At 38.6% G+C, this 26,233-nt stretch carries 23 protein-coding genes; 13 read left to right on the top strand and 10 right to left on the bottom strand.

The window, feature by feature from the left end; all coding sequences use genetic code 11:
* Positions 1–11: 11 nt before the first annotated feature.
* The 4 genes from mltG to pnuC all read right to left on the bottom strand — a co-directional run bounded on the left by mltG (position 12) and on the right by pnuC (position 3,264).
* The gene (gene mltG, locus N0B48_RS01685; RefSeq protein ID WP_259836136.1) at positions 12–1,037 is read right to left on the bottom strand and encodes an endolytic transglycosylase MltG; all 1,026 of its coding nucleotides are present in this window, start codon (positions 1,035–1,037) and stop codon (positions 12–14) included.
* Positions 1,038–1,065: 28 nt separating this feature from the next.
* Complete coding sequence (dapF, locus tag N0B48_RS01680; RefSeq protein WP_259836134.1) at positions 1,066–1,833, bottom strand: diaminopimelate epimerase; 768 nt, start codon at positions 1,831–1,833, stop codon at positions 1,066–1,068.
* Positions 1,834–1,924: 91 nt separating this feature from the next.
* Positions 1,925–2,590, bottom strand: coding sequence for a hypothetical protein (locus tag N0B48_RS01675; RefSeq protein ID WP_259836131.1), 666 nt, complete (start codon positions 2,588–2,590; stop codon positions 1,925–1,927).
* A complete protein-coding gene (gene pnuC / locus N0B48_RS01670) occupies positions 2,587–3,264 on the bottom strand; it encodes a nicotinamide riboside transporter PnuC (RefSeq protein ID WP_259836129.1) in 678 nt (225 codons plus the stop codon). Before pnuC ends, N0B48_RS01675 begins: the two co-directional genes overlap by 4 nt.
* Positions 3,265–3,430: 166 nt before the next feature.
* Between pnuC and N0B48_RS01665 the strand changes: the two genes are divergently transcribed.
* The 3 genes from N0B48_RS01665 (at position 3,431) to hemN (ending at position 7,610) form a co-directional block, all read left to right on the top strand.
* Entirely contained in the window at positions 3,431–4,972 is a 1,542-nt protein-coding gene (locus N0B48_RS01665; protein WP_259836126.1) for an APC family permease, read from the top strand.
* Between the two features lie 55 nt (positions 4,973–5,027).
* Positions 5,028–6,041: a WD40/YVTN/BNR-like repeat-containing protein gene (locus tag N0B48_RS01660; protein ID WP_259836123.1), complete on the top strand. Its 1,014-nt coding sequence runs from the start codon at positions 5,028–5,030 to the stop codon at positions 6,039–6,041.
* 210 nt (positions 6,042–6,251) lie between these two features.
* Entirely contained in the window at positions 6,252–7,610 is a 1,359-nt protein-coding gene (gene hemN / locus N0B48_RS01655) for an oxygen-independent coproporphyrinogen III oxidase (protein ID WP_259836120.1), read from the top strand.
* Between the two features lie 50 nt (positions 7,611–7,660).
* On the opposite strand, the gene N0B48_RS01650 is transcribed toward hemN, so the two are convergent.
* Positions 7,661–9,031 carry a PQQ-dependent sugar dehydrogenase gene (locus N0B48_RS01650; RefSeq protein WP_259836117.1) on the bottom strand — a complete coding sequence of 457 codons (1,371 nt, stop codon included), beginning with the start codon at positions 9,029–9,031 and terminating at the stop codon, positions 7,661–7,663.
* A gap of 218 nt (positions 9,032–9,249) precedes the next feature.
* Between N0B48_RS01650 and secD the strand changes: the two genes are divergently transcribed.
* The 4 genes from secD (at position 9,250) to N0B48_RS01630 (ending at position 15,497) form a co-directional block, all read left to right on the top strand.
* A complete protein-coding gene (gene secD / locus N0B48_RS01645) occupies positions 9,250–12,159 on the top strand; it encodes a protein translocase subunit SecD (RefSeq protein WP_259836114.1) in 2,910 nt (969 codons plus the stop codon).
* 418 nt (positions 12,160–12,577) lie between these two features.
* Positions 12,578–13,819, top strand: a complete 1,242-nt coding sequence (locus N0B48_RS01640; protein ID WP_259836112.1) for a TCR/Tet family MFS transporter — start codon at positions 12,578–12,580, stop codon at positions 13,817–13,819.
* A gap of 46 nt (positions 13,820–13,865) precedes the next feature.
* The gene (locus tag N0B48_RS01635) at positions 13,866–14,765 is read left to right on the top strand and encodes a helix-turn-helix domain-containing protein (protein WP_259836109.1); all 900 of its coding nucleotides are present in this window, start codon (positions 13,866–13,868) and stop codon (positions 14,763–14,765) included.
* Positions 14,766–14,840: 75 nt separating this feature from the next.
* Positions 14,841–15,497: a hypothetical protein gene (locus tag N0B48_RS01630; protein WP_259836106.1), complete on the top strand. Its 657-nt coding sequence runs from the start codon at positions 14,841–14,843 to the stop codon at positions 15,495–15,497.
* A 110-nt stretch (positions 15,498–15,607) separates the two neighbouring features.
* On the opposite strand, the gene N0B48_RS01625 is transcribed toward N0B48_RS01630, so the two are convergent.
* A complete protein-coding gene (locus N0B48_RS01625) occupies positions 15,608–16,552 on the bottom strand; it encodes a hypothetical protein (RefSeq protein WP_259836103.1) in 945 nt (314 codons plus the stop codon).
* Between the two features lie 544 nt (positions 16,553–17,096).
* Here N0B48_RS01625 and N0B48_RS01620 point away from each other — a divergent pair.
* From N0B48_RS01620 to N0B48_RS01605, 4 genes are all read left to right on the top strand, one after another.
* Positions 17,097–17,432 carry a Sec-independent protein translocase subunit TatA/TatB gene (locus N0B48_RS01620; protein ID WP_072923038.1) on the top strand — a complete coding sequence of 112 codons (336 nt, stop codon included), beginning with the start codon at positions 17,097–17,099 and terminating at the stop codon, positions 17,430–17,432.
* A 3-nt stretch (positions 17,433–17,435) separates the two neighbouring features.
* Positions 17,436–18,002: a phosphatase PAP2 family protein gene (locus N0B48_RS01615; protein WP_259836097.1), complete on the top strand. Its 567-nt coding sequence runs from the start codon at positions 17,436–17,438 to the stop codon at positions 18,000–18,002.
* Positions 17,999–18,817 carry a tetratricopeptide repeat protein gene (locus N0B48_RS01610; protein WP_259836095.1) on the top strand — a complete coding sequence of 273 codons (819 nt, stop codon included), beginning with the start codon at positions 17,999–18,001 and terminating at the stop codon, positions 18,815–18,817. Before N0B48_RS01615 ends, N0B48_RS01610 begins: the two co-directional genes overlap by 4 nt.
* Before the next feature lie 61 nt (positions 18,818–18,878).
* Complete coding sequence (locus N0B48_RS01605) at positions 18,879–19,334, top strand: tRNA (cytidine(34)-2'-O)-methyltransferase (protein ID WP_259836093.1); 456 nt, start codon at positions 18,879–18,881, stop codon at positions 19,332–19,334.
* Positions 19,335–19,361: 27 nt separating this feature from the next.
* On the opposite strand, the gene N0B48_RS01600 is transcribed toward N0B48_RS01605, so the two are convergent.
* Both N0B48_RS01600 and N0B48_RS01595 read right to left on the bottom strand, forming a co-directional pair.
* A complete protein-coding gene (locus N0B48_RS01600) occupies positions 19,362–19,835 on the bottom strand; it encodes a 23S rRNA (pseudouridine(1915)-N(3))-methyltransferase RlmH (protein ID WP_259836091.1) in 474 nt (157 codons plus the stop codon).
* 133 nt (positions 19,836–19,968) lie between these two features.
* Positions 19,969–20,958, bottom strand: coding sequence for a GlxA family transcriptional regulator (locus N0B48_RS01595; RefSeq protein WP_259836089.1), 990 nt, complete (start codon positions 20,956–20,958; stop codon positions 19,969–19,971).
* Positions 20,959–21,077: 119 nt separating this feature from the next.
* On the opposite strand from N0B48_RS01595, the gene N0B48_RS01590 reads away from it, so the two are divergent.
* Together N0B48_RS01590 and N0B48_RS01585 are read left to right on the top strand one after the other, a co-directional pair.
* The gene (locus tag N0B48_RS01590; RefSeq protein ID WP_259836087.1) at positions 21,078–21,527 is read left to right on the top strand and encodes a DUF1569 domain-containing protein; all 450 of its coding nucleotides are present in this window, start codon (positions 21,078–21,080) and stop codon (positions 21,525–21,527) included.
* 253 nt (positions 21,528–21,780) lie between these two features.
* Positions 21,781–22,794 (top strand): YihY/virulence factor BrkB family protein, encoded by a 1,014-nt coding sequence (locus N0B48_RS01585; protein ID WP_259836085.1) that lies wholly within the window; start codon positions 21,781–21,783, stop codon positions 22,792–22,794.
* On the opposite strand, the gene nhaA is transcribed toward N0B48_RS01585, so the two are convergent.
* Together nhaA and N0B48_RS01575 are read right to left on the bottom strand one after the other, a co-directional pair.
* Positions 22,791–23,969 carry a Na+/H+ antiporter NhaA gene (gene nhaA, locus N0B48_RS01580; RefSeq protein ID WP_259836083.1) on the bottom strand — a complete coding sequence of 393 codons (1,179 nt, stop codon included), beginning with the start codon at positions 23,967–23,969 and terminating at the stop codon, positions 22,791–22,793. The genes N0B48_RS01585 and nhaA overlap by 4 nt on opposite strands.
* A 2-nt stretch (positions 23,970–23,971) precedes the next feature.
* Positions 23,972–26,182, bottom strand: a complete 2,211-nt coding sequence (locus N0B48_RS01575) for a RelA/SpoT family protein (protein WP_259836081.1) — start codon at positions 26,180–26,182, stop codon at positions 23,972–23,974.
* Between the last annotated feature and the right edge of the window lie 51 nt (positions 26,183–26,233).

The following is a 26,233-nucleotide window of genomic DNA, read 5'->3' as shown; positions in this document are numbered from 1 at the left end:
AAATTAGTTTTCTATTTTATATTTTTTGAATTCAGCCAGTCCTGATAAGCTTTTGCATTGATCGCATGCTCTTCTGCGCTGGCCGTAAATTTATGATAGCCGAACCTTGCCGGATCTGCACACATAAATATATAATTGTTGTTTTCTGCATTTAAAACAGCATCTACCGAGCTTTTGTCTACTACACAAATAGGTCCCGGCGGGATTCCTTTGTTAGCATAAGTATTATAAGGCGATGGAGTAGACAGGTGTTTGTAAAATACCCGCTTGATCTGTTCCTTGAAATTAGTCTGCTTATTGATGGCATAAATCACTGTAGGATCAGACTGGAGCTTCATGTCTTTTCTGTAACGGTTCAGGTATAACCCTGCGATCGTTTTCATCTCATCCTTTTTTCCTCCCGATTCCTTATAAACAATGGATGCCAAAGCATAAATCTGATCTCTGCTCAGACCCGACTGCTGTTCCTGATTTTTTCTGTCACTTGTCCAGAACTCATTGTACTGCTCATCGAATTTTTTGAAAAACTCTCGCGGACTAACGGTCCAGAAGAAATTATAGGTATCGATGAAGAAGTATTTCTTTAAATCCTCTGCATTTTTATATCCTTTTTCTACAGCTACCTGATTCAGATCATTCACGAAGTGCAAAGAATCAAGCTCAGTCTTTTTCGTTACCTTTCCGATCATCTGATACATATCCCCGAAATCTCCGATTCTGAAGCTGTTTTCGGCCTGATTTCCGGCCTTGATCATATTCACCAGGTTGGTGTTTCCTGCTCCCGACTGGAAATGGTAACGGCCCGGCTTAAAATACCTGTCAAGATCTTTATCTCTGGCCACAGTTTCGAATGCTTCTTTATCTTTTACATACGTAGCCACGGAGTCGAGGATCTGCTTCAAATCCGCTTTATGGGGAATTAAGACATAGCCATCCTTTTCCACATTGTTGCCGTAATATTTATTATAAAATCTCAAACCAAAAAATCCTGCCGCTCCAAAAATAATAAGAGCGATAACGAGAACAGTTTTTTTCATTATTAAAAAATTGATTAAAAGTTTGTTTTTAAATAAGATCTATTTTTCCTCTAAAAACCTGCTTCGCCGGACCTTCCAACCAAATATTCTGAAAGGAATTTCCATTTTTCTCAGCATGAACTTTAAGATCGCCACCTAAAGTTTTAACTTTTACAGAGATTAGATTGTGTTTTTGCAGAAAAGTTAAAGCAGAAGCTGTAACTCCAGTTCCGCAACTGAAAGTTTCGTCCTCAACGCCTCGTTCATAGGTTCTTACGAAAATCTCATCATCATCAAATTTTTCAACAAAATTCACATTGATACCTTTTTCCTTATATTTTTCTGAATTTCTGATGCCGTTTCCTTCTGCAAAAACATTGTAATTCACCAGATCTTCCACGTATCTTACATAATGAGGCGATCCGGTATTCATCACTGTATCTTCTCCGTCTTCGGAAATAGTATCTACATCAATCATTTTTAATTTAATGATTCCATTATGAATTTCAGCTTCGTGCTCACCGTCAGTAGCAATGAATTTACATTTATCTTCAAAAATATCCAGGAAGAAAGCGAAGGCTACAAGGCATCTTCCGCCGTTGCCACACATGGTACTTTCACCGCCATCGGAATTATAGTAGACCATTTTGAAATCATAATCTCCTTCATTTTCCAGAAGGATCAGTCCGTCTGCCCCGATTCCGAAACGTCTGTCACATAGTTTTTCAATAAGATCTTTCTCTTTGGGAAACTGAAGATCACGGTTATCTACCATCACAAAATCATTTCCAGTTCCCTGATATTTATAAAATTCCATATTATTTAGTGTAAAATTAACGAGCAAAATTAATATATTTAAAATGAAAAACGAACAGTGTTAGCTGTTCGTTTTCTTATTTATAATCGTTTTATCTAAATCCACCTCCGCTGGACGGCTGTCTCGTAGGACTGCTGTTTTGCTGAGTGTTGTTCTGAGGGCTTGAGCTTCCTCTGAACCCACCGGAAGATTCCGTTCTGGTGCTGTTCTGGTTTTGGTTCTGATTATTCTGTTGTGAATTTCTGAAACCGCCACTGCTCTGATTATTCTGGCTTCCCTGGTTGTTCTGATACGTTCCACCCGATTGATTTCTGAAGCCTCCGTTGTTGCTTTGTGGTCTTTGGTTGTTGTTACCGTTATTGTAACTGCTGTTTGGATTTCTGAATCCGTTTCCATTGCTGTTACTGTTCCCACTGCCTGTAGGCTGGCCTCTGAATCCGTTATTCGGTCTTTGGGAAGTTATATTAGAATTAGATTTTCTTTCTACATATACCTTTCTTCTGCTGTTCCCTGAATTATAATAATAATAAGGAACACCACTATCATAATAATAATTGACGTCATTTCTGTAATAGTAGCCGTCATTTCCATAATAACCGCCGTTTCCGTAATAACCGGAAGGAGCATAATAATTTCCGTTGTTATAATATGGGTCTCCGTAACCACCGTTGTTTGCGTATCCGTCTGAGTAAGCTAAACAAGATGTCAGAGTACTAATAGCAACGATACTGAATGCTATTTTAAGTAAATTTTTCATGACTTTATTGTACTTTTTTCTTTTAAACTTTTTTTCCAATTGACGTATCCTAAGATCGCCATTATAGTAAATACCAAATATTGAACCGAAGTGATACCAAGCTCCTTAAAAATCATCATTGGGATACAAATAAAATCTCCGATGATCCAGAAAATCCAGTTCTCAATGCGCTGTCTGGCCATAAACCACATCCCTACTAAAAATATAGAAGTGGTGATCACATCCAGCCAATTGGCCCAGTCAAGATGATACAATCCTAAATTCGTACCCTGCATAGAAAAGTGATTATCAATATAAGGTTTGTAATAATAGATCAGCGTTACCAGTCCCAGACTTAATATAAAAAGAACACCTGCAAAGATTCTTTCTTTATGGGTAGCCCAGGAAACATCCACGTGAACGTGGTCTTTAGAATTTTTTGACCATAAGATCCATCCGTAAACACTCATCGCCGTGTAATAGACGTTGATCATACAGTCGCCAAGCAGCCCGAAATTAAAGAGAATGTAGACATAGATCAGCGTGGAGATGATCCCTGTAGGATAGACCCAGATATTCTTTTTAATTGAAAAATACACGCTCAAAATTCCGAAAACCGTACCAGAGGCTTCAAGCAGGATTTGTATGGCACTGTAGTTTTCATAAGGCTTTACGAAAAGATCATATAAATTCATGCGATCAAAAATAAACAAAAATTAACACTTTTGAAAATTAATTAAATAATGTGTAAATCAGTTTTTTAAATCCTTTTATTTAAAATAAATCACGAAAGTTTATCAATAAACGTTAAGGTTTGTAAAATTTTTATATTTTCGTAAATCTTTAATTAAATAAAAAAACATGTCTAAAATTTGGGTTAAGAAGCCAATGAGCGCTTATGAAGCTGATATCAAAAAGAGCCAGCTGAAACGCGTTCTGGGAAAATGGAGCCTTACTGCTATCGGAATCGGGGCAATCATTGGAGGAGGAATTTTTGTACTTACGGGTACGGGTGCTTATTATAATGCCGGGCCTGCACTGGCACTTTCATTTGTTATCGCGGGAATAGCCTGCGTATTTGCAGCTTTATGCTATGCAGAATTTGCTTCCATTCTTCCTGTAGAAGGATCAGCTTATGCTTACGCTTATGGAACGGTAGGGGAAATCTTCGCCTGGATCATAGGATGGGGGCTGATACTGGAATACGCTATGGGATCTATGACCGTCGCCGTCTCCTGGTCGGGATATTTTGCGAAACTCCTCAAAATGTTCGGGCTGCACCTTCCTGCTTATCTTACCACAGATCCGCAGACTTATATTGCAGCAGGAAATTCAGGTTTCTCTATGAACTTACCCGCGTTTTTAATTGTTTTCCTTGTGATCTCTATTTTAGTAAGAGGAACAAAAGGAGCTGCTAAAGCTAATAATTTCATTGTTGTACTGAAGGTTTCCGCTATTATTTTCGTGATCATTGCCGGAGCTTTTATCATTTTAAATTCTGCTGATCCTTTTAAAAACTGGATGCCTTTCATTCCTGAGCCTACAACCATCACCGAAAACGGGGTCTCGCATTCCGCTTACGGTATAGGAGGAGTAGTCGCAGGAGCATCTGCAATTTTCTTTGCTTATGTAGGTTTTGATGCCGTTTCCACTCAGGCAGGAGAAGCTATTAACCCTAAAAAAGACGTACCATTTGCGATCATCGCTTCGTTGATCATCTGTACACTTTTATATATCCTTGTTTCTTTAGTATTAACGGGAATGATGCATTATACAGACTTTAATCCACTTGGAAAATATCCGGATGCGATCAAAGCTCCTGTAGCTTATGCATTTGATATCGCAGGATACGCATGGGCAGGATACATTATCACTATTGCTGCTACTGTAGGATTGATTTCCGTATTGATGGTAATGATCATGGGACAGTCAAGAATTTTCTTAGGAATGTCTAAAGACGGATTGATCCCGGCTACTTTCTCAAAAGTAAATCCTAAAACAGGAGTACCTACAAAAAACCTTCTTATTTTAGGCGTTGTGATTGCTATCGTAGCTTCTCTTACTCCTATTAATGATCTTGCACACATGACAAGTTTCGGAACTCTGTTCGCGTTTACCATGGTGTGTGTAGCAGTTTGGGTATTGAGAGTAAAAGAACCTACTTTACAGAGAAACTTTAAAGTTCCGGCTTTACCGCTTATTGCCTGTTTAGGTATTGCGATCAACGTTTATCTGATCTTTAACCTAAGCAAAGAAGCACAGATGTATTCTTTCGCATGGCTGATTATCGGATTCTTTGTATACTTCCTGTACAGTAAAAAGCACTCTAAGCTTCAAAACGGAGGCTACGGAGAAACTTTCAAAGCAGAACAGGAGCCTTTGGAAAAACATGATTTAGATTAAAAAACATACCATCAAAATCCGCAGATAACTGCGGATTTTTTTATTTTTGTCTTATATGAAAAAGCTAATCCTCATTTTATGTTCCTTTCTGGGAATTTTTACATTTTCTCAACATATAGAAAGTTTCGAGACAATTCTTAACGATAAAATAAGCATCAGAGCTCTGGAAGTTGATGGCGGGAAAGTCTGGTATAGCGGAACAGATTCTAAATTCGGGTTTGTTGATTTGAAGAATGTCAAAAATCAGAAACAGATCAGATTATCTGAAAAGAAGCTACAATTCAGAACGCTGGCTCAGGATAAAAACTCTTTTTATGCAATTAATATTGAGAGTCCGGCTTATTTCTTTAAGATTGATAAAAAAAGTTTAACATCAGAAACTGTGTTTACAGATACCGTGAAAACTGCTTTTTATGATGCTTTTCATTTTGTGAATGATAAGCTGGCTTATACCTTCAGTGATGCAGATAAGGATAATATGCTCAAGCTGGCTGTCTACAAAGATGGCAAGTGGAGTATGTTCAAAAATAATATACAGCTGAACACTGGTGAAGCCGCATTTGCAGCAAGCAATACCAATATCGCTTCAACAAAAAAATATCTGTGGATCGCCACCGGAGGGAAATCTTCACGGATTTTAAGATTAAATTTTAAAACGGAAGAAATCGAAACATTCAACACGCCTTTTATTCAGGGAGAATCTTCTCAGGGCATGTATTCAATAGATTTTTATGATGACAACTTTGGAGTTGCAGTAGGTGGAGATTATACCAAACAGGACGCCAATGTCAATAATATTGCTACGACGAATGATGGTGGCAAAAGCTGGCAGATTCAGGCATCCGGACAGAATGCAGGCTACACGACCTGTGTAAAAATAAAACCCGGTTCCAGGGGTAAAGAAATGATTTCGGTGGGAGATCAACACATCAGTTATTCTTCTGATTTCGGGAAAACATGGAAGAAAATTTCTGATGAAAAAGGATTCTTTGTTTGCAGTTGGATAGATGGAAATACCGTTGTTTTTGCTGGAAAAGACAGGATTTCTTTGATGAGACTAAAGTTTTAACAGAAAGAATAATAACTGCATCAGAATTGTAAATCTTACGTATAGAATTTATCATTCTTGGAGAAATTCCAGTAACCACCGTATTTAGACTCATTATAAAATACGGCCTAATATATTTCATGGTTTAAAATTCATAACTAATGGTTAATTTTGCAGGATGAAACTGGTTTAGTCCCAATTTCATGATTCGATAATATTTTAAATTTTGAAATGAATTCTTTAATAGATAAGTATAATATTCCCGGACCGCGTTACACCTCTTATCCCACTGTTCCTTATTGGGACGAAACTACATTTTCGCCCGAAAAGTGGAGGGAGACGGTGATCAGGTCTTTTCATGAGAGCAATGCAGAGGAGGGAATTTCTATTTATATTCACCTGCCTTTCTGCGAGGCATTGTGTACGTTCTGTGCCTGTCACAAGCGTATTACAAAACAACACAGCGTTGAAATTCCATATCTGGAAAGCGTTTTAAAGGAGTGGAAACTCTATCTTGAGCTTTTTGAGGAGAAACCGAAACTGAAAGAACTTCACCTCGGAGGTGGAACACCTACATTTTTTTCACCTAAAAACTTAAAAACCTTATTGGAAGGGATTTTTGAAACGGTAGAAATCGCAGAACATCCTGAGTTTTCTTTTGAAGGACATCCGAATAATACCACAAGGGACCATCTTCAGACTTTATATGATCTTGGATTCAGAAGAGTGAGTTTTGGAGTTCAGGATTACGATCCTAAAGTTCAGAAAGCCATCAACAGAATTCAGTCTTTTGAAAATGTGAAAAATGTCACGGAATGGGCTAAGGAAATCGGTTACCGTGGAATCAGCCATGATCTTGTCTTCGGACTTCCGCATCAAAGCTGGGATGCCATGGAGCATACCATCAGAAAAACAATGGAGCTTAAGCCGGACCGACTGGCATTCTATTCCTATGCACACGTTCCGTGGGTGAAAGGAGTAGGACAGAGAGGTTTCGACGAAAACGATCTTCCAAGCGGCGAAGAAAAGCGTCGTCTGTATGAGGACGGGAAAAAACTTCTTGAGGATTTAGGATATATTGAGGTAGGAATGGATCATTTTTCTCTGGAACACGATGATCTGTACCAATCTCTTATCCATAAAAAACTGCACAGAAACTTTATGGGCTATACATCAAGCAATACGCAATTGATGGTAGGTCTTGGAATGTCTGCCATTTCAGATTCGTGGTATGCTTTTGCCCAGAATGTGAAAACGGTGGAAGAATACCAGAAGATCGTGGAAGAAGGTCAGATTCCGGTGGTAAAAGGTCATATTCTGGATGAAGAAGATCTTACCGTGAGAAGACATATTCTGAATCTGATGTGCCAGCTTGAAACCACCTTTACGGATAAAAATTCGTTCCCTGAATTGGAGAATGCATTTGAAATGCTGGAGGAAATGGAAAAGGATGAACTGGTGGAGATCTATGATAATCAAATCAAGATCACAGAAAAAGGAAGAGCATTTACGAGAAACGTCGCGATGGTATTTGATCTCAGAATGATGAGAAACAAACCTGAAACGAGAATTTTCTCTATGACGATATAAAACAAAAGCGGCTCCATCGGAACCGCTTTTTTATTGAGTAAAATATTCTATCATTTAATAATAAGTTTCTGACTGTAAGATTTCACATCTCCCGATTTTATAATCAGATAATAGGCTCCAGGAGTAATTCCTGTAATATCGAGACTGCCGTCATTTTCAATTTTAGCTTTCTCTAAAACTATTTTCCCCTCTGTACTGATCAGGTCTGCAGTGCTGTTTTTGTCTGTAAGGCCTTCAATGAAAACTTTTTCAGAAGCCGGATTAGGGTGAATGCTTATAGGATTAAATTCAGAAGTTTCGTCTGTTCCCAGAGTTCCGGTGGTGATTTTAAATATCTTCCCGCTGGATACAGCTGCTACAAACAGTTCTTTCTGAGAATTCTGCCCGAAAGTAGAGAAATCATTTCCAGGACTGGCCGGACCCCACACAATAGAATTGTCCGTATTCAATATTCCGATCTGGGTAGAACAGTAATCAGCAAAGAAATATTTCCCCTGAAGCGATGGATATTGGGTTCCTCTGTACACATAACCGCCGGTTATAGAACATTTCCCTCCGGAATGGTTATACACCGCTACCGGGAAGGTCATCGTTGCCATCGCAGCGCATCCTGCCGTATTGTAAGCATTATTACCTTCATAACAGCGCCATCCGTAATTGATTCCTGCCTGTGTAATGGGCATTCTGTTAATTTCTTCAATCTGTCCCTGACCTACATCAGCGATCATGACATTTCCTGTGGTGGTATCGAATGAAAATTTCCATGCATTTCTAAGTCCATACGACCAGATTTCATCAGCTCCGGTCACTAAAGTTCCTGCAAAAGGATTTCCGGGTGGAATATTATAGGGTCCTGTGGCATTGACATCAATCCTCAACATTTTTCCCAGAAGTGAATTGATATTTTGGGAATTGTTGCCGGGATCTCCGCCGCTTCCACCATCTCCTGTCACTATCCAAAGATTTCCATCGGGCGCAAAATGAATACTTCCGCCATTGTGATTGTCAAAAGGTTTTGGAATATTCAGAAGAATTTTTTCAGTCGTGGGATCTGCGAGGTCCGGATTTGTAGGGTTTACGGAATATCTCGCTACGATAATATTTCCTGCTGTGTTGTTGTAATACACAAAGAAATATCCGTTGGTTGCATATTGGGGATGGAAGGCAAGACCCAGAAGGCCCCGTTCTCCTCCATAAAGAACTTTGGAGCTGATGTTCATAAAATCAGCGCTGTTGATCGTTCCGTTGGGCTGGATGATCTTGATGATTCCGTCCTGCTGGACGACGAAAAGCCGGGTGTCATTGGCATTCGTAATCTCGACGGGACTGGTAAGTCCGGACGCAAATTCTACTAAATTAATGCTTTGAGAATTAGCAATTAAAGAAGAAAAGATGCACAAAGTAAAAAATAGTTTTTTCATAATATTTTGATATTTAGTGTATTGATAAGTGAATGAAAATTTTATACCAATCGGAATTTGAAAATTTCATTACGATAAGGAGGAAAAATTATTAAATCTTAAATAGAAATTAAAACCCCGATATATCTGAAAATAAACCATTTCTGCTGTTAAAAAATTCATAAAATAATAATAAAATCATTATATTTGCCGACTTAATTTAACGTAGTTATAACAAAATGCAAGGAAAAGGACTTATTACAATTGTTGCTATTGTACTAGGGTTAATTTGCTTAAATGAGCTATTACCAACTTGGTACGCCAGCAAAATTGAAAGGCAGGCAACTGCTGTTGCAGGAGACAATCCGGAAAAGTATCAGAAAGAAATTACAAGACTTTCTAAAGATACTTTGAACCTGGGATTCACAAAACTTTATTACACTAAAGCCAAAGACAAGGAAATGAAACTTGGTCTTGACTTGAAAGGTGGGATCAACGTTCTTTTGGAAATCAACCAAAGAGACCTAGTGAATGATTTAACGAATTATTCTACCAATCCTGTTCTTATCGAGGCTTTAAACAAAACAGATGAAGTTCAGAAGAATTCTACAAGATCTTATATTGATAACTTCTTTGATCAGTTTGAGGCGATCAACAAAGTAAAAGGGACGAACCTTAAACTTGCTGATCCTGAACTTTTCGGGAATACCAATTTATCAGAAATCAAGTACAATACTTCTGATGAGCAGGTAAAAAGTATCATCAAGAGAAGAATTGATCTTTCTGTAGGAACAGCTTTCGAAGTAATCAGAACCAGAATCGATAAAATGGGTGCGGTGCAGCCAAACGTTCAGAGAGTACCTGGTACAGCGAGAATTTCTGTTGAAATGCCTGGTATGAAAGATATCGATAAAGTGAAGAAAATGCTTCAGACTTCCGCAAAACTTCAGTTCTGGGAAGTACAGCAGGTTCCTGAAATCGCACCATATTTCCAGACATTGGCGACAATGGTGGGAATCAAAGGTGATTCTATGGGAGTTGCGAAGAACATCAACTTCATGAATCTTCTAAACCTTGACAAACTAAGATCAAATGGTGTTGCAAGTGTAAAACTTTCTGATACAGCTGCTGTAAACAAAATTTTGAACAGCAAAGTAGGTCAGTCTTTACGTCCTTCCAACATTAAATATACACAGTTCATGTGGGGTTACAAACCTGAAGGTACAGATACTGAAAGTTTAGTATTGTATGCCATCAGAGGTAACATCAACCAAAAAGCTCCTGTAGATGGTGCTGTTGAAACTGCAAGCATCAGCTATGATGAGCTGAGCAGAGTAGTGGTAGACATGCAGATGGATTCTAAAGGTGCTAAAGAGTGGAAAACATTAACAGAGAAAAACGTAGGTAAGCCGGTAGCGGTAACATTGGATGGTAGAGTATATACTGCGCCAAACGTTGTCAACGCTATTCCTAACGGTAGAACTCAGATCTCGGGTAACTTCTCTCAGGAGGAAGCTAAAGAACTGGTAGACGTTTTAGGAGCGGGTAAATTACCTGCAGGAGCAAAAGTAGTTCAGGCTACCGTAGTAGGACCATCATTAGGACAGGAGTCTATTAATGCAGGGGTTATTTCATTTGCTATCGCATTTTTAATTATCATTGTTTATATCATTTTCTATTACGGTGGTGCAGGTGTGTACGCGGTAATTGCAATGATTGTAAACTTATTCTATATTTTCGGAATTATGGATTCCGGAGACTTTACATTAACGCTTCCTGGTATTGCGGGTATTGTACTTACGATGGCCATGGCGGTGGATACGAACGTAATTATTTACGAAAGAACGAAAGAAGAACTATTCGCAGGCAAGAGCATCTTAGAAGCTTACAAAGATGGTTTCAAACATGCATTAAGCGCGATTGTCGATGGTCACTTAACGACGTTATTGACAGCGGGTGTACTTTTCTTATTCGGAACAGGACCTATTAAAGGATTTGCTTTGACATTAGGAATTGGTATCTTGATGACATTCTTTACGTCTGTATTGCTTTCAAGAGTAATGATATTCTCAAGACTGAACAAAGGAAAACAACTTTCTGTCTGGACAGCTCCAACGAAAAATCTATTCAGAAATACATGGATCGATTTCATTGGAAAGAGAAAATATGCATACATTATTTCAGGTATTTTGACCGTAATTTGTGTAGCATCTATTGCTATTAACGGATTCAAATATGGAATCGACTTTACAGGAGGTAGAAACTATGTGGTAAGATTCGATAAAGCGGTCAACGCTGAAGATATCGAACAGAACTTAGTAAAAGTATTCAAAACTGAAGACGGTAAAAACTCTTCTGTAGAAGCTAAAACGTTCGGAAACGACCGACAGCTGAAAATCTCTACAGATTACCTTATTGAAGATGAATCTTTAAAAGCTGACCAAACGGTAGAACAGAAATTATACGAAGGGTTAAAAGCTAACTTACCTGCTAACACAACACTTCATGATTTCAAATCTGCAGATAAAGAACACGCAGGAATTATTTCTTCTGAAAAAGTAGGACCTACGGTTGCAGATGATATCCAGACTCACGGTATTCTTGCTGTGGCAGCTGCTTTGGCGGGTATCTTTATCTATATCTTACTGAGATTTAGAAAATGGCAATTCTCATTGGGTGCTGTTGTAGCACTATTCCATGATGCGGTAATTATTTTAGGAGCTTATTCATTGCTTCACAAATTTATGCCGTTCAACATGGAGATCAATCAGGATTTCGTTGCAGCAATACTTACGGTACTAGGTTACTCAATCAATGATACCGTTATTATCTTCGATAGAATTAGAGAATACCTGAGAGAGAAAAAAGCTTTAACGTTAGCTGGATTATTTGATGACTCTATCTCAAGTACATTGGGTAGAACGTTCAACACTTCATTCACAACGATTCTTGTTATCTTAGCGATCTTCATCTTTGGTGGTGATAACTTAAGAGGATTTATGTTTGCGATGTTAATCGGTATTGGATTCGGTACTTATTCATCCATCTTTATTGCATCGGCTATCGCGTACGACTTCCTTAAGACAGGAAAAGAAGACGAGGTACACGGTAAAACAACAAGTACGAAAGAAGTACTTGCTTCAAAATAAGATCAACTACAATAAATAAGTAAAGACCGTTTCGAAAGAAGCGGTCTTTTTTTGTGATCAGGTTACAGGTTACGGGATGCGAGGTTTGAGAGTTTTTCGAGTTTCGAGGGTTGGGATTTATATTTAAAAAAATTAATATTTAAAATTCAAGGTTTAAAGTTATATTTACTCGCCTTTTGGGAGTAGATTTTTGAGAATAAGAATTTTTAAATATGAGCAGTGAGAGGCTTGTTTTTTTTATTTGATGATTAAATTGATACAAAATTTCACCTAAGTACTTAAAATCTCGCATCTGCATCTCAAACCCCGTACCCCGAAACTCGAAAAACTCGCATCCCGAAAAAACTCGCATCCCGTAACCCGAAACCCTCACAATTTAGAACCATTATATTTCAGATTTGATTAATTTTGCAGCACTATGGAAAATTCAAGGAAAAAAGCAGCCATCGGCTTTATATTTATCACTCTGCTCATCGACATCACAGGATGGGGAATCATTATTCCTGTAGTTCCCAAATTAATTGAGGAACTCATTCATGCCGATATCAGTGAAGCTGCGAAATATGGTGGCTGGCTTGGTTTTGCCTATGCATTTACTCAGTTTATCTTTTCTCCGGTAGTAGGAAACCTGAGTGACAAATACGGAAGGAGACCTATTATCTTGATCTCACTTTTCGGTTTTGCGGTAGATTATATTTTCCTGGCACTTGCACCAACGATTTGGTGGCTTTTTCTCGGAAGGGTTATTGCCGGGATCACAGGGGCCAGTATAACAACGGCCAGTGCTTATATTGCTGATATTTCTACAGATGAAGATAGGGCTAAAAACTTTGGACTTATCGGAGCTGCATTTGGTCTTGGATTTATTATCGGCCCCGTATTAGGTGGAGTTTTGGGACATTATGGAGCGAGAGTGCCTTTCTATGCTGCGGCTGGTTTGTGTCTTTTAAATTTCCTTTACGGTTACTTTGTTCTTCCTGAAAGTTTAGATAAAGATAAAAGAAGAGAATTCGACTGGAAACGGGCGAATCCCATTGGTTCATTTAAATTTTTAGGGAAGCACCCGGAAATTTCAGCATTGATCTTTGCCCTTATCTTAATCTATATTGCAGGCCATGCCGTACAGAGCAATTGGAGCTTTTTTACCATGTATAAATTTAACTGGACGGAAAGGGTGGTTGGAATTTCACTGGGTGTCGTAGGGCTTTTAGTAGGTTTGGTTCAGGGTGTTCTGATACGCTGGACAACTCCAAGATTGGGCGAGGAAAAAAGTATTTATTATGGATTGGCGCTGTATGCATTTGGAATGCTTCTGTTTGCTTTTGCTACAGAAGGCTGGATGATGTTTGCCTTCCTGGTTCCTTACTGTTTAGGCGGAATTTGTGGACCTGCGCTTCAATCGGTGATCACGAAAAGTGTTCCATCCAACGAACAGGGTGAACTACAAGGCGCATTGACCAGTTTAATGAGTGCTACTTCCATCGTAGGACCGCCATTGATGACCAATCTGTTTTACTTTTTTACCCATGATGAAGCACCTTTTAAATTTTCGGGAGCACCGTTCTTCTTAGCGTTTATTTTAATGGCAATAAGTGTGGTGATGACCTATTATGCTTTTCAGAAACAGAAAAATGATAAAAAGCTGATCAAAAAACTCTGATTAGAGTAATTGAAATACTAAAAATATTTTAAATCAAACAGATCTTATGAGCCGTATTCCTCAATATAAACCTGATGATTTCAAACCCATCCTGGATATAAATTGGGAAGAAAAAAGTACAGCAAAAAAAGAACTGAATGAATTTTTTATAGAACCTCTTCAGGTACTTCAAGAAGCCAGAACTCCTTCCCAGCCGCATCGGAAAACGGTCAATGATTTTATATTCATCAGAAAGGGGAGCGTCGAAAAAATGGTATGTTCAAGCCTATTTGATGTACAGGAAGGAATGATCATGCTCCTTCCTCCGCATAAGATCCGGACATTTATCCATAATACCCCTGACGTGGAAGGATTTTACTGCCACTTTTCCAATGACTTCATTGCGGACGGGCCTGGTTTGAAATACCTGCAGGATATATTAAATCATGCCGATATTATCTATGATCCAACCTTGTTTCTTGATCAGGAACATCGTGAGCGGATTTTTGTGATCCTTCAGCAGATGGAGTCTTTGTACCAACAAAACCGGAATCTGGATCTTATCCGTTTGTATCTTTTTACTTTGTTGGGAGAGATCCGGCATTTCATAGAAAAGCTTCCACACCATGATCTTTCAGTGAATGAAACATTGGTTTTTCGTTTCCGGAAATTGATCACCAGTCAGATTCAGAATTTACATTCGGTGAAGGAATATGCTGATCTGCTCAGTGTTTCTCCTAATCATCTCAATAAAACGGTGAAAAATACAACGGGTAAAACCGCTTCAGAAATTATCAACGAATCTTTATTGATGGAAGCAAAAGCCCTGTTATCGCTGCCCCATCTTTCTGTCTCAGAAATTGCCTTTGCTCTAGGCGTTGAAGATGTTTCCTACTTTTCACGATTTTTCAAAAAACATAGCGGGACGAGCCCTTCGGATTACCGGAAAGGGATTGATTTGTCCTGATAATCGATTTATCTGTTCTAACCATTTTCTCCTGTAATCCGGAATTTTGCGGATATAATTGATCACGGTTAAAACATGAAAAAAATAATTCTTTTCGCAGCAGGAATATTTCCGTTGCTGTTTCATTCCCAGACTAATATCCCAGCTACCAATCCGCCGGTATCATTTGAAGCTTTAGCTGGAAATAAAGGATTTGCTTCACAGATGACAGTAAATAAAGCATTTGAAGGAAGTAAAAAACTGGGGTTCTTCAGTGTGGCTAATATTTCTTCGAAATGGAATGAGGATAATTCCAAAGATGCGATGATTCAGGCTAATCTGACCTTTGAGGTTCTCAAAAATATTCGTTTGCTAGGAGGTTCTCACTATACTCCTAATACAGGCCTTCGACCGACTGCCGGCTTCATGTATTCTAAAAATTTTAATGATTTCTTATTGATTGTCAATCCAAGGTTTATAGGGTTTTCGAAAAGCAGTATTGCCGAAGGTTTTGTCATGATGGAGTATAAACCTAAAATCAGTGAAAACTGGAAAGGATATTCCCGAATCCAAGGGTTGTATTCCGAGACGATAAAAGACGGCGAACATGCCCGGAGTTATCTGATGCTAAGGGTAGGGGTGAGTTATAAAACCATCACTTTTGGAGCGGGAGCCAACTTTGACAGTTACGGACCTTTTAAAGAAAGTAAACAGAATTATGGAGTGTTTGCAGCAGTAAGGTTATTTAATTAAACCATTATTTTACCCAATCATTTAATTTTTTTATACATCAATAAAACAGGGAAGCCACTACAGCTTCCCCATCTTCTATTGAAAAATATAATAATGTGTTCAAGAGTTTTTTACGGATAAAGTGATTTCGTTCCGTTGCTTACTACATTGCTTCCCAATCCGGAAAACGATACAGAGAAATTACTTGAATTAAAGCTTAAAGAACCTGTAGGGGTACATAATCCAAGTGCGTATCTGCATTGTCCGTAGGCACCGGTTCTCTTCGTAACTTTACTTTCGCTTTTTGCTTTACCCAGGCTGATATTTCCCCAGTCGCTAACGTCTACATTAGAAACCGTAGAACCGGAATAGTAGATCGTGATCTGATACCCGATTTCTCCTCTTTTAGAACCCCAAAGCCATTTGGCAGTCCACCATTCTTTGAACCATTTTGAAGCCACTTTCGCCTGAGCATCAGTAGGAGAAACTTCAGTAGTTCCTCTGGCGTCCATCATCACAAGTCCGGCAAATACATTGTCCCAGATAATTCCTGATTCATTGTAAAAACAAAGAGAAGTGAATTGCTCTCCTTTATGATTCCATGAAATTTCAAGAACTTCAGTCCCTGTTTTGATTTGCTCTGAAGCCGCTTCTTTAAGCCCTTTTTGAGCCTCAGCCAATTGATCTCCGGAGAATAATGTCCCGATTTTTCCCACTTTTACAGTTTCCGGAGCAAGAATATTTCCTTCTGCTGTAAACTGATCTCTGTCAGAAATTAATTCCTGAGAGATTTCAATACCTTTTTGAGTGGATAGCTTTCCTAAAACAGTAATTCCTGTGATCTGCAGATCGTTGTTCAGATACTGTTCAAGGTTTTTCTTGGAATCATTGATCTGTGTCTGAACATTTTCCGGAACAGCCTTTAATCCGGGTGTAATTTCCTTTTTGAGATCAGCAGATGATACTTTGGTTGCAGCAGATTCCTGCATCATTTCGCTGTTGTCATCCTGACAGGCAGTAAGCGTAAGTACCGATATCACGGCAAAAAGCTTGAAAGTAGTAACAAGTTTTTTCATAGTAAATATTTATTATTTTGTGTGTAATAAATATAATGAAATAAATTATAACTCCCATTTATTTGAATTAAATATTTGTTAACGGAAAGTTGTGGAGAGGTTAAGGGAGGAGCAAGATGCTAGATGTCAGATGTCAGATGTCAGATGTCAGATGTCAGATGTCAGACACGAGACATGAGACTTTGATACAGATGTCAATGGTGAATTTTGCTTTGCAAGTGAATGGTGAATTTTTATAATAGACATGAGATTTCAGATATAGGAATGGTGGCTTCGGGTACCTCAGCCACCAGATATTGCACTCGTGATTGAATATTCCAATGAATAAGTGATATTCCAAATGGTGGCTGAGGCACTCGAAGCCACCATCACCTATAAACCCAATTTACACTAAAACTCTCCAACCCTCAAACTCATGAACGCCCCAACTCGAAAACCCCGGAACATGTACCCCGAAAGCCGGAACTCGAGTCAAAATCTTAAAATTTGTTTAAAATTTTAGTTTACTGTAAATAAATAGTATAAACTTTCGTAATTTTACCCCATGGAATTAAGCATTGGAGAAATGGCATTGATTGCGGTGGCGATTGTTGTATTATTCGGTCCGGATAAACTTCCTCAGATAGCGCGTGACTTAGGGGCAGGCGTTAGAAAAATGCGCGGTGCAGTGGAAGACATTAAAACTGAGATCATGAAAGAAACTGATAATCCGGTTTCTGAAATCAAGCGTGAAATTGAGAAGGTAAAAGATGCAGCAAAAGACTTCAATCCCATGAAGGACATTGAAAAAGATATCGTAACGGAACCTTCGACGACTAATGAACCTCCCAAAATAAAGCCTGCCGACGACGAAACCTACGAAGGGCCAGTAAGCAGATAATTCATGGAGGAAATCATTCAGGAGGACAAAAAGGTTTTTCTATACCTTAATAATTTGGGCGATACTTCCTTCGACCAGCTGTGGATGCTGATTTCCAGCACATGGATCTGGGTACCGCTTTATATTATATTTCTTTACTTTTTATACAAAAACTATAAACTAAAATCTTTAGTTTTCATTCTTATATTCATTGCACTTGGAGCTACGGTTTCAGACCAGCTGGCCGGTATTTTCAAATATGGAGTGGCCAGGCTGCGGCCCTGTCATGATCCAAGTCTGGAACATTATATGAGGATTGTGAAGTGTGGCGGACAGTACGGGTTTTATTCTGCCCATGCGTCCAATACCTTCTTTCTGGCAGCTTATTTAAGTATTTTATTGAAAAAGAAGCTCAATTGGTTTCCATATGCTATATTTGTATGGGCTGTAGTAGTTTCTTATAGCCGAATATATTTAGGAGTTCATTTCCCGATAGATATTTTGGTGGGGGCGTTTGTTGGATCTTTATTGGGAGTGATATTTGGAGTACTCGCCAAAAAAGTCATCAACAAACAAACTATAACTTCATGAAAAAAACTTTATTACTGACCGCATTCTTATGCACCTCATTCAGCCTTTACGCACAGGACAAAAAAACAGCCGAAGAATGCTTCAAAAAAGCGGACTATAAATGCGCCGAAGAGCAATACACCAAACTGGCAGAGAAAGAGCAGATTCAGAAATATCAATCTGAATATTACAATAGTCTGGGGACAGCCCAAAGAAGACTGGGAAAAACTGCATTGGCCCTGAGGTCGTATGACTCAGCTTTAAAGGCTAATCCTTTGTCGGCTCCGGTTTATGCCAATCTCGCCTCATTACATAGCCAGAAAGGAAACAAAACCAAAGCATTGGAATACATTTCCACCGGTCTTAGCATCGATGCTGAAAATCCTGAATTTTACCTTACCCGTTCCAAAATTTATGACAGCCAGGGAAAAAAAGATCTTGCGCTAAATGATCTGAAGCAAATCCTAACCTTTGCACCGGATAATATTTATGCCAAAACAGGACTGGCCAATCTGAAAAAAAATAATGGTGATTTGGATGGCGCTTTAAAAGATTACAACCAGCTTATCTCGGAAAAACCGGAATCACTTCTCTATAACGGAAGAGCAGACGTGTATTTCAAAATGAAAAAGCCTAAAGAAGCCCTCACAGATGTCAATAAAGCCATTTCCATTGATCCGAAATTTGCGCATTCTTACGTAACCAAAGCTTTGATTTTATTTGATACGGCAAAACCTAAGGAAGCCTGTGAAAATCTGGACCGGGCAGTCACTCTAGGATATGAAAAGGCTATTTTAGCGGATTATTATGCTAAATGTGTTGTAAAACCCAAATAAACCGGTAAAAATAAACAGATAGTTTCGGCTATTTTTGAACCTAATAAAGAAAGATATATAGATGTTGAATATTGTTCTTGTAGAACCCGAAATACCCAACAATACAGGTAACATAGGACGATTATGTGTAGGCACAGAAAGTAAATTACACTTAGTACATCCCTTTGGATTTGTCATCAATGATAAAAACCTGAAACGGTCAGGTTTGGATTATTGGGTGCATCTCGATGTTTCAGAATATGCCAATGTGGAGGAGTGGATGAATTGTATTCCGGATTCTTCCCGTGTTTTCCTAATGAGCTCACATGCTGAAAAATCCTATCTGGAAAATGAATTTCAGGATGGCGACTGGCTGGTGTTCGGTAAGGAAAGTGTGGGTTTAAGTAAAGAAGTTCTTGATCATTTCGGGAATCATCTCACCATTCCAATGTCAAAACTGATCCGAAGCTTTAATATTGCTAATTCTGTTGCTTTTGTAATTGGTGAAGCAAAAAGGCAGATCGGTTTAAAAGTTTAGAATATTCATTCTGAGAACCGGAAATTTTTAATCATTATGATAAGGCTTTCCCTGTAAAATCTGATCAGCCCTGTAAAGCTGTTCTACGATAAATAAACGAATCATCTGATGCGTAAATGTCATTTTAGATAATGACATTTTTTCGTTGGCTCTACTATAAATCTCCTCTGAAAATCCGTAAGCACCTCCGATCAGGATATGAACTTTCTTAACCGAAGAATTCATCCAGGTATCAATTTTCTGGGCAAATTCACGGCTGGTGAACTGTTTTCCTTTTTCGTCAAGGATGACGACAAGGTCGTTCTTGTCAATATAATTTAAGAACAGCTTAGATTCTTCCTTTTTCAAAAGATCAGGAGAAAGGTTTTTTGCATTTTTTACATCAGGAATTTCTGTGATCTCGAAGTTCCAGTGTTTGGGAAGTCGGGTCAGATAATAGCTGATCAGAGAAGTGATCTCCTTGTCATCTGTTTTACCGATACAAAGTAAGCTGATTCGCATGTATAAAAGGATTTCAAAAGGCAAAGATACCATTTTTAAAGAAAAGGACTGAAGCTGTGAACCGTAAAAAATATTAAGGAAAGGTCCATTCCGTAATTTTTAAATTTTTAAATCTTTCAATGCCTTCAATCTCTTAATAGCTAATCTCCTGCCCCTTAAATTTATTTCTGTAATCAACCGGCGTGAGCCCGGTGATCTTTTTAAAAACCGTTCTGAATGTCTTTAAATCATTATATCCCATGCTGTAGGTAACATCTGCAATATTGGCCCCTCCGGTTTCAAATGCTTTTTTGGCCGCTTCCACTTTTACCCTTTGTATGTATTCAATTGGGTTTAATCGGGTTGCATTTTTAAATCGACGGATAAAATTACGTCTGCTCATATTGACCTGTCCGGCGATCTGCTCAACGGTGATGTCCGTTTTAAATGTTTTCTCGATGTAACTCTGTGCCTTATGAATTTGATCATCATCATGAAGCCGCTGTCCCGAGAAAACAGTGAAAATACTTTGTGAGGTCCGTCCATAATCCAGTGCATAGAGTTTACTCAGCTCAACAGATATTTCTTTGCTGGAATTCTGTTCAATAAAATACAGCATCGCATTTAAAGATGAAAAGCCGCCTCCGCCTGTGATGATTGCTTTTGAATGGGTCACCACATGATCAGGTTTGAAATCAATAAGTGGATATCTTTTTTGCAGATCCTCCATGGCGCCCCAATGTGAAGTGGCCGGCATATGATCCAGTAAACCGGATTCTGCAAGGAAATAGGCTCCCGTACACAGACTGATCAGTTGTGCTTTTTCGTGATATTTTCTTTTGACCCAGTTGATGAGAACCTCGTTTTTGGCCAGCAGGAAATCAATATCTGTAAGGTCCGTGCTCATGGGAGGAATAATAATCACATCAGTATTAAACTTTTCTGAGATCATTTTTGTACAATGGAACTGCAGAGGAAGATTAGATTGTACGGTTTTATTTTGTACACCGATCAGCTCTATCTCAAAAGGAATATCAATCCCTTTTCTCACGGCAGATTCATTGGCGCTCATCAGTAGAGAAGCGGTATTGGATACGGCTGTAGACAGGACACCGTCATAGATAATGATCGAAATATGTTTCATCGCTGTACGTATATGAGGATAAAGTTAGATAAATTTTGGCACAAAACACACTGTCGGATGTCGTTTTTACGGACCAGGATCTTTTAAAAACCATAATACCTTTACAAAAAGAATCGGTTATGAAAACAATATTTGACCAAAACACGAGAGAAGAGCTGATCACAAGAATTGATACGCTTTCACAGAAGAATACTGCCCAATGGGGGAAAATGAATCTTTTCCAGATGATGAGACATTGTACAATCTGGAATGACTGGATCATGGGAAAAAGTCACTACACCTACAAGCAGGAATTTTTAGGCTGGCTGTTTGGGAAAATGGCATTGAAAGGTCTTGTAAAAGATGAAACCCCGATCAAGAAAAATGTGCCTGCAGGCAGCTTTGCCATAAAAGAAACGAATGGTGATACGGGATACGAAAAACAGCTATGGATGCAACAAATCCTAGCGTATGAAAATTATTCAAATCCTGATTTTATCCATGACTTTTTTGGAAAGATGAAAAGAGAAGAGATCGGGATTTTTGTTTACAAGCATATGGATCATCATTTGCGACAGTTTAATGCATAAAATTTCCGAGAAAGCTTTTATTGAACAGATGAAAAAAATTTGCGACTTACATTATTTTTCAAATATAATATCCTTTCAGGGAATGAGAGGAGTACAGATATTCTGTACGTTTGATGCGCATCAATCAATTTCAGCGGTATAGGAAGGATAAGGAAAATGTTTATATTTGTACAAAGACTTATGTGAAACAGCAGATGTTTCTCTGTTAAAGGAGATCAATGTGTTGCTTTATGAAGTGAAATACACCAAATAGATGAGTATTAAAATTCCCAGATTTATCTTGAAAATTCAAGAGTTTTTTGACGGCATACATATTCCTGTTCTCGGAATATCGCTTTGGCAGATGTTTCAGATCTATATTTCCGGAATTTTCAAAGGGAATATCGGGAGAAAAGCGGCGGCCATTTCCTGGAGTTTTACCATCAGTCTCTTTCCTTTTTTACTCTTTTTACTTTCCGTTTTGCCCTATATGCCGCACTATGATAAGCTTCAGTTTTATATTTTTGAAGTGCTGATGCACAACGTTTTTCCATCCAATATGGAAGGCGATGTAAGAGGATATATAGAAACCAATATCATCCCGAATATGAAAGGGATCAGCAATCTGACCATCGTACTGGCATTGGTTTTTGCGACTAACGGGACTTTTTCACTCATCAACGGATTTAATGAAAACTCAGACGAAAAACTCACTGATGTAAAGGAATTTATTCTTTCCTTTTTTATTACAATTGGCTTTATTACCATTGTTTTTCTAGCGCTTTTCGGGGTATATTATGTAGAGGTTGTTATGAAACTATTCACGCCAGCTTATGATATTTCGTGGCTGGTGAATAACCTTTCCAAGATCATTGGATTTGTCTCTTTTCCGGTCTTTTATTTTATTCTTCTGACCCTTTTCTACTGGTTGGGTACCGTGAAAATTGCGAGATTCAGACAGGCGATTCCCGGAGCTATTTTAACGACGGTTCTGTTTGTTTTAACGACTTTTATCTTTGCGATTTATGTAAAAGATATTGCCCGTTATAACGTTCTTTACGGATCCATTGGAAGTATGATTCTTCTGATGGTTTGGGTGAATGTCAACGTATATCTTCTCCTTTTCGGGAATGAATTGAATATGGCTCTGAGAAAACTTAGGATAGAAAAACTGCTTTCCGATGAAATTAAAAGAGAAGCAGTTCGTTACCATGCAGCCATTACAGAACCGAATCTGGAAAGCGACGAAGAACACCGAAGAAAGCTGGAAGAGAGGGAAAAAGATTAATTCTCCACCGCATTTTCATCTTCCTTCGAACTCATACTTAAGATCACGAATCCTAAAACTGCCGCTAAAAATGAAGCGATCAGAATGGCAAATTTAGCCTCATCCTGAATCGGAATGTCATCTTTAAAGGAAAGAAGTGCAATAAAAATGGACATCGTAAATCCTATTCCAGCCAGCAGCCCGACACCAGCCATCTGTGGCCATGTACTGTTTTGAGGCAGAGAGCTGAGTTTTAGTTTAATGGCAATAAACGAGAACAGATTGATCCCGATGAGTTTTCCTAAAATCAACCCGCAGATAATTCCCATTCCTAACGTACTCGTAACTCCCGCCACCATTTCACTGGTAAACGTAATATTGGTATTCGTTAAGGCAAATATCGGCATGATCAGAAAGCTTACCGGAAAATGAAGCTTATGCTCCAGTTTTTCAAGAGGAGAAATATCTACATTCGAAACATTCGTAGGAATGGAGAAAGCTAGTAAAACCCCTGCTATTGTCGCATGAATCCCTGAATGATGCAGGAAATACCATAAAAACAATCCTGGAATAATATAAAAGACAAGGCGTGTAACCTTTAAAAAGTTTAATAAAAATAACAAAGCCGCCGTTCCAAAAGACAACAACAGATACGTCCAGTGGATCTGTTCCGTATAGAAAACAGCAATCACCAGAATCGCACCCAGATCATCTACAATGGCCAGTGCAGCAAGGAATATTTTGATCGAATTTGGGATCTTTTTTCCAAGCATTGAAATGATCGCCAGTGAGAAAGCGATATCAGTCGCCATAGGAATTCCCCAGCCGCTGCTATAATCCGTCCCGGCATTGAAAAAGGTATAGATCACCGCAGGAACCAACATTCCGCCCACAGCTGCAAAGATGGGAAGGGAAGCATTTTTAAAAGAAGAAAGTTCTCCTTCCACCATTTCCCGTTTGATCTCCAGTCCGACAAGCAGAAAGAAAACAGCCATAAGACCATCATTGATCCAGATGCTGACCGGATAGGTAAGGTGGAAAAGGTGGGTGCCCACTTCTTTGTCTAAAAAATTTTGGAAACCTTCACCTGCAGACGAATTAGCGATTAATAATGAAACCAGTACACAAAAAATTAGGATAATTCCTGATGCCTGATTACTGCTGAAAAATTTTTTAAAATATAGAGATAAATTCATGCTTATGATTGTACTCGTCTCACTCTTGAAACTCCGTCAATATTTTTAAGTTTTTTAAATGTTTCTTCCAGCTGACCTTTATTTTTAACTTCGAGATTGATATTCCCGGTAAATATGCCGTTGTTGGATTCTATGGACATACTTTTCATATCCATTCCCATACTGCCGCTGATCACAGTAGTAATATCGTTGATCATCCCCATTCTGTCCAGACCTTCGATTTCGATCTTCACTCTATTCTTGAAGCTTTCTGCATTCACCCATTTGGCAGGGATCACACGGTAGTCGTACTGAGCTCTCAGGTTAATGGCATTCGGGCAGTTGTCGCTGTGAACTTTAATACCGTCTGAAATGGTAATGAATCCGAAAATTTTATCACCAGGAATTACCGTACAGCATTTTGCGTAGGAATAATTAAGCTTTTCTTCATCTTTCCCGAAAATGATCATGTCGAGGTTTTGCTCTTTCGGCTCCTCATAATGCACGTTTTTCGGTGGTGATTTTCTGAATCTGGAAAGTAAATTATTGAATACGTTTTTACTTTCAATATATTTTCTCAGGCTGCTGACATCCAGTTCGTTGCTTTGAAATTTTAGGAAAAGTTCCTGTGATGTTTTTAAATTAAAGAATTTCTGAAGTTTGTTGACTTCTTCATCATTAAAATTGATCTTCGCATGACGCAGTTTTCTCTGGAGGATTTCTTTTCCTTCTTCTACCAGCTGGTTTTTCTGAGAATTCAGATAACTTTTGATCTTGGACTTCGCTTTGGATGTAACCACAAATTCCAGCCAGTCAGACTTCGGTTTCTGGTTTTGTGAGGAAAGAATGTCGATCTGATCACCATTTTGAAGAACATAAGAAATAGGAACCAGCTTTCCGTTGATTTTTGCCCCGAGACATTTCATCCCAAGGTCAGAGTGAACGGAAAAAGCAAAATCCAGCGCCGTAGCATTGGTTGGAAGGATTTTAATTTCCCCTTTTGGTGTAAATACAAATACTTCCTTGGAATATAAATTGAGTTTAATATTATCTAAAAGCTCAGACGTAGAAAGGTTTTGTTGCTGTTCAAGAACTTCACGGATCTCCGTTACCCATCTTTCGAAATTACGGTCATCAGAGCTCTGTTTGTAGCCTTCTTTGTATTTGTAATGGGCAGCAACTCCTTTTTCTGCAATCTCATTCATTCTTTCCGAACGGATCTGCACTTCGATCCACTTTCTGTCCGGACCGAGAACCGTTAAATGGAGACTCTCATACCCAGTAGAGCGGGGTTGTGTGATCCAGTCTCTCATCCTTGAAGGGTTACTGTGATAAACATCCGTTACAATAGAGTAGATCTTCCAGGCAAGAAATTTTTCATTTTTTGCATCCGATTTATAAATAATCCTGATCGCATAATTGTCAAAAACTTCCTCGAAAGAAACTCCTTGCTTCAGCATTTTCCTGTAAATAGAAGAAATGGCTTTAGCGCGGCCTTTGATATTAAAGTTTAAACCTTCTTCTTTTAATCTTTCCGAAACTTCGGTTTTAAATTCTTCAATATATCTTTCACGGTTTTCTTTGGCAGATTCCAATTTCTCCGTGATTTCGTTGTAAACTTCCGGGCTGTTATATTTTAATGAAAGATCTTCAAGCTCTGATTTGATATTATACAGACCCAGACGGTGCGCCATGGGAGCGTAAATATACACCGTCTCCGAAGCAATTTTTTTCTGCTTGTCCGGAGCCATGCTTTCCAGCGTTCGCATATTGTGAAGGCGGTCGGCAATTTTGATGAGAATTACTCTGAAATCTTCGGAAAGTGTCAGTAAAAGTTTTCTGTAATTTTCAGACTGTACAGAAATGTTCTGATGATTCATGATAGAGATCTTCGTGAGCCCGTTCACAATATTGGCGATCTTTTCTCCAAAAATCTTTTTCAGATCCTCATAGGTATAGTCTGAATCCTCTACCACGTCATGCAGCAGGGCACAGGCAATGGAAGTAGCTCCCAGACCAATCTCGGTTGCTACAATTTTAGCAACAGCAATGGGGTGGTAGATGTAAGGTTCGCCGGATTTTCTTCTTTGATCCTTGTGAGCATCCAATGCAATATCGAATGCCTTCCGGATGAGCTTGTTATTTTCCTCGTCCAGCGTTCTGTATGTATTAGAAATCAGATCCTTATACCGGGCAAGGATCTCTTTATTTTCCTGTTCTAAATCGTAACTCATTTGTGCTAATGCCTATATTTAAACGAAAATACGAAATTTTTTAAACTTTTC

It is taken from the genome of Chryseobacterium herbae, from assembly GCF_025154075.1.
Lineage (GTDB): Bacteria > Bacteroidota > Bacteroidia > Flavobacteriales > Weeksellaceae > Chryseobacterium > Chryseobacterium herbae.
This window is presented reverse-complemented; position numbering and strand designations above follow the sequence as displayed.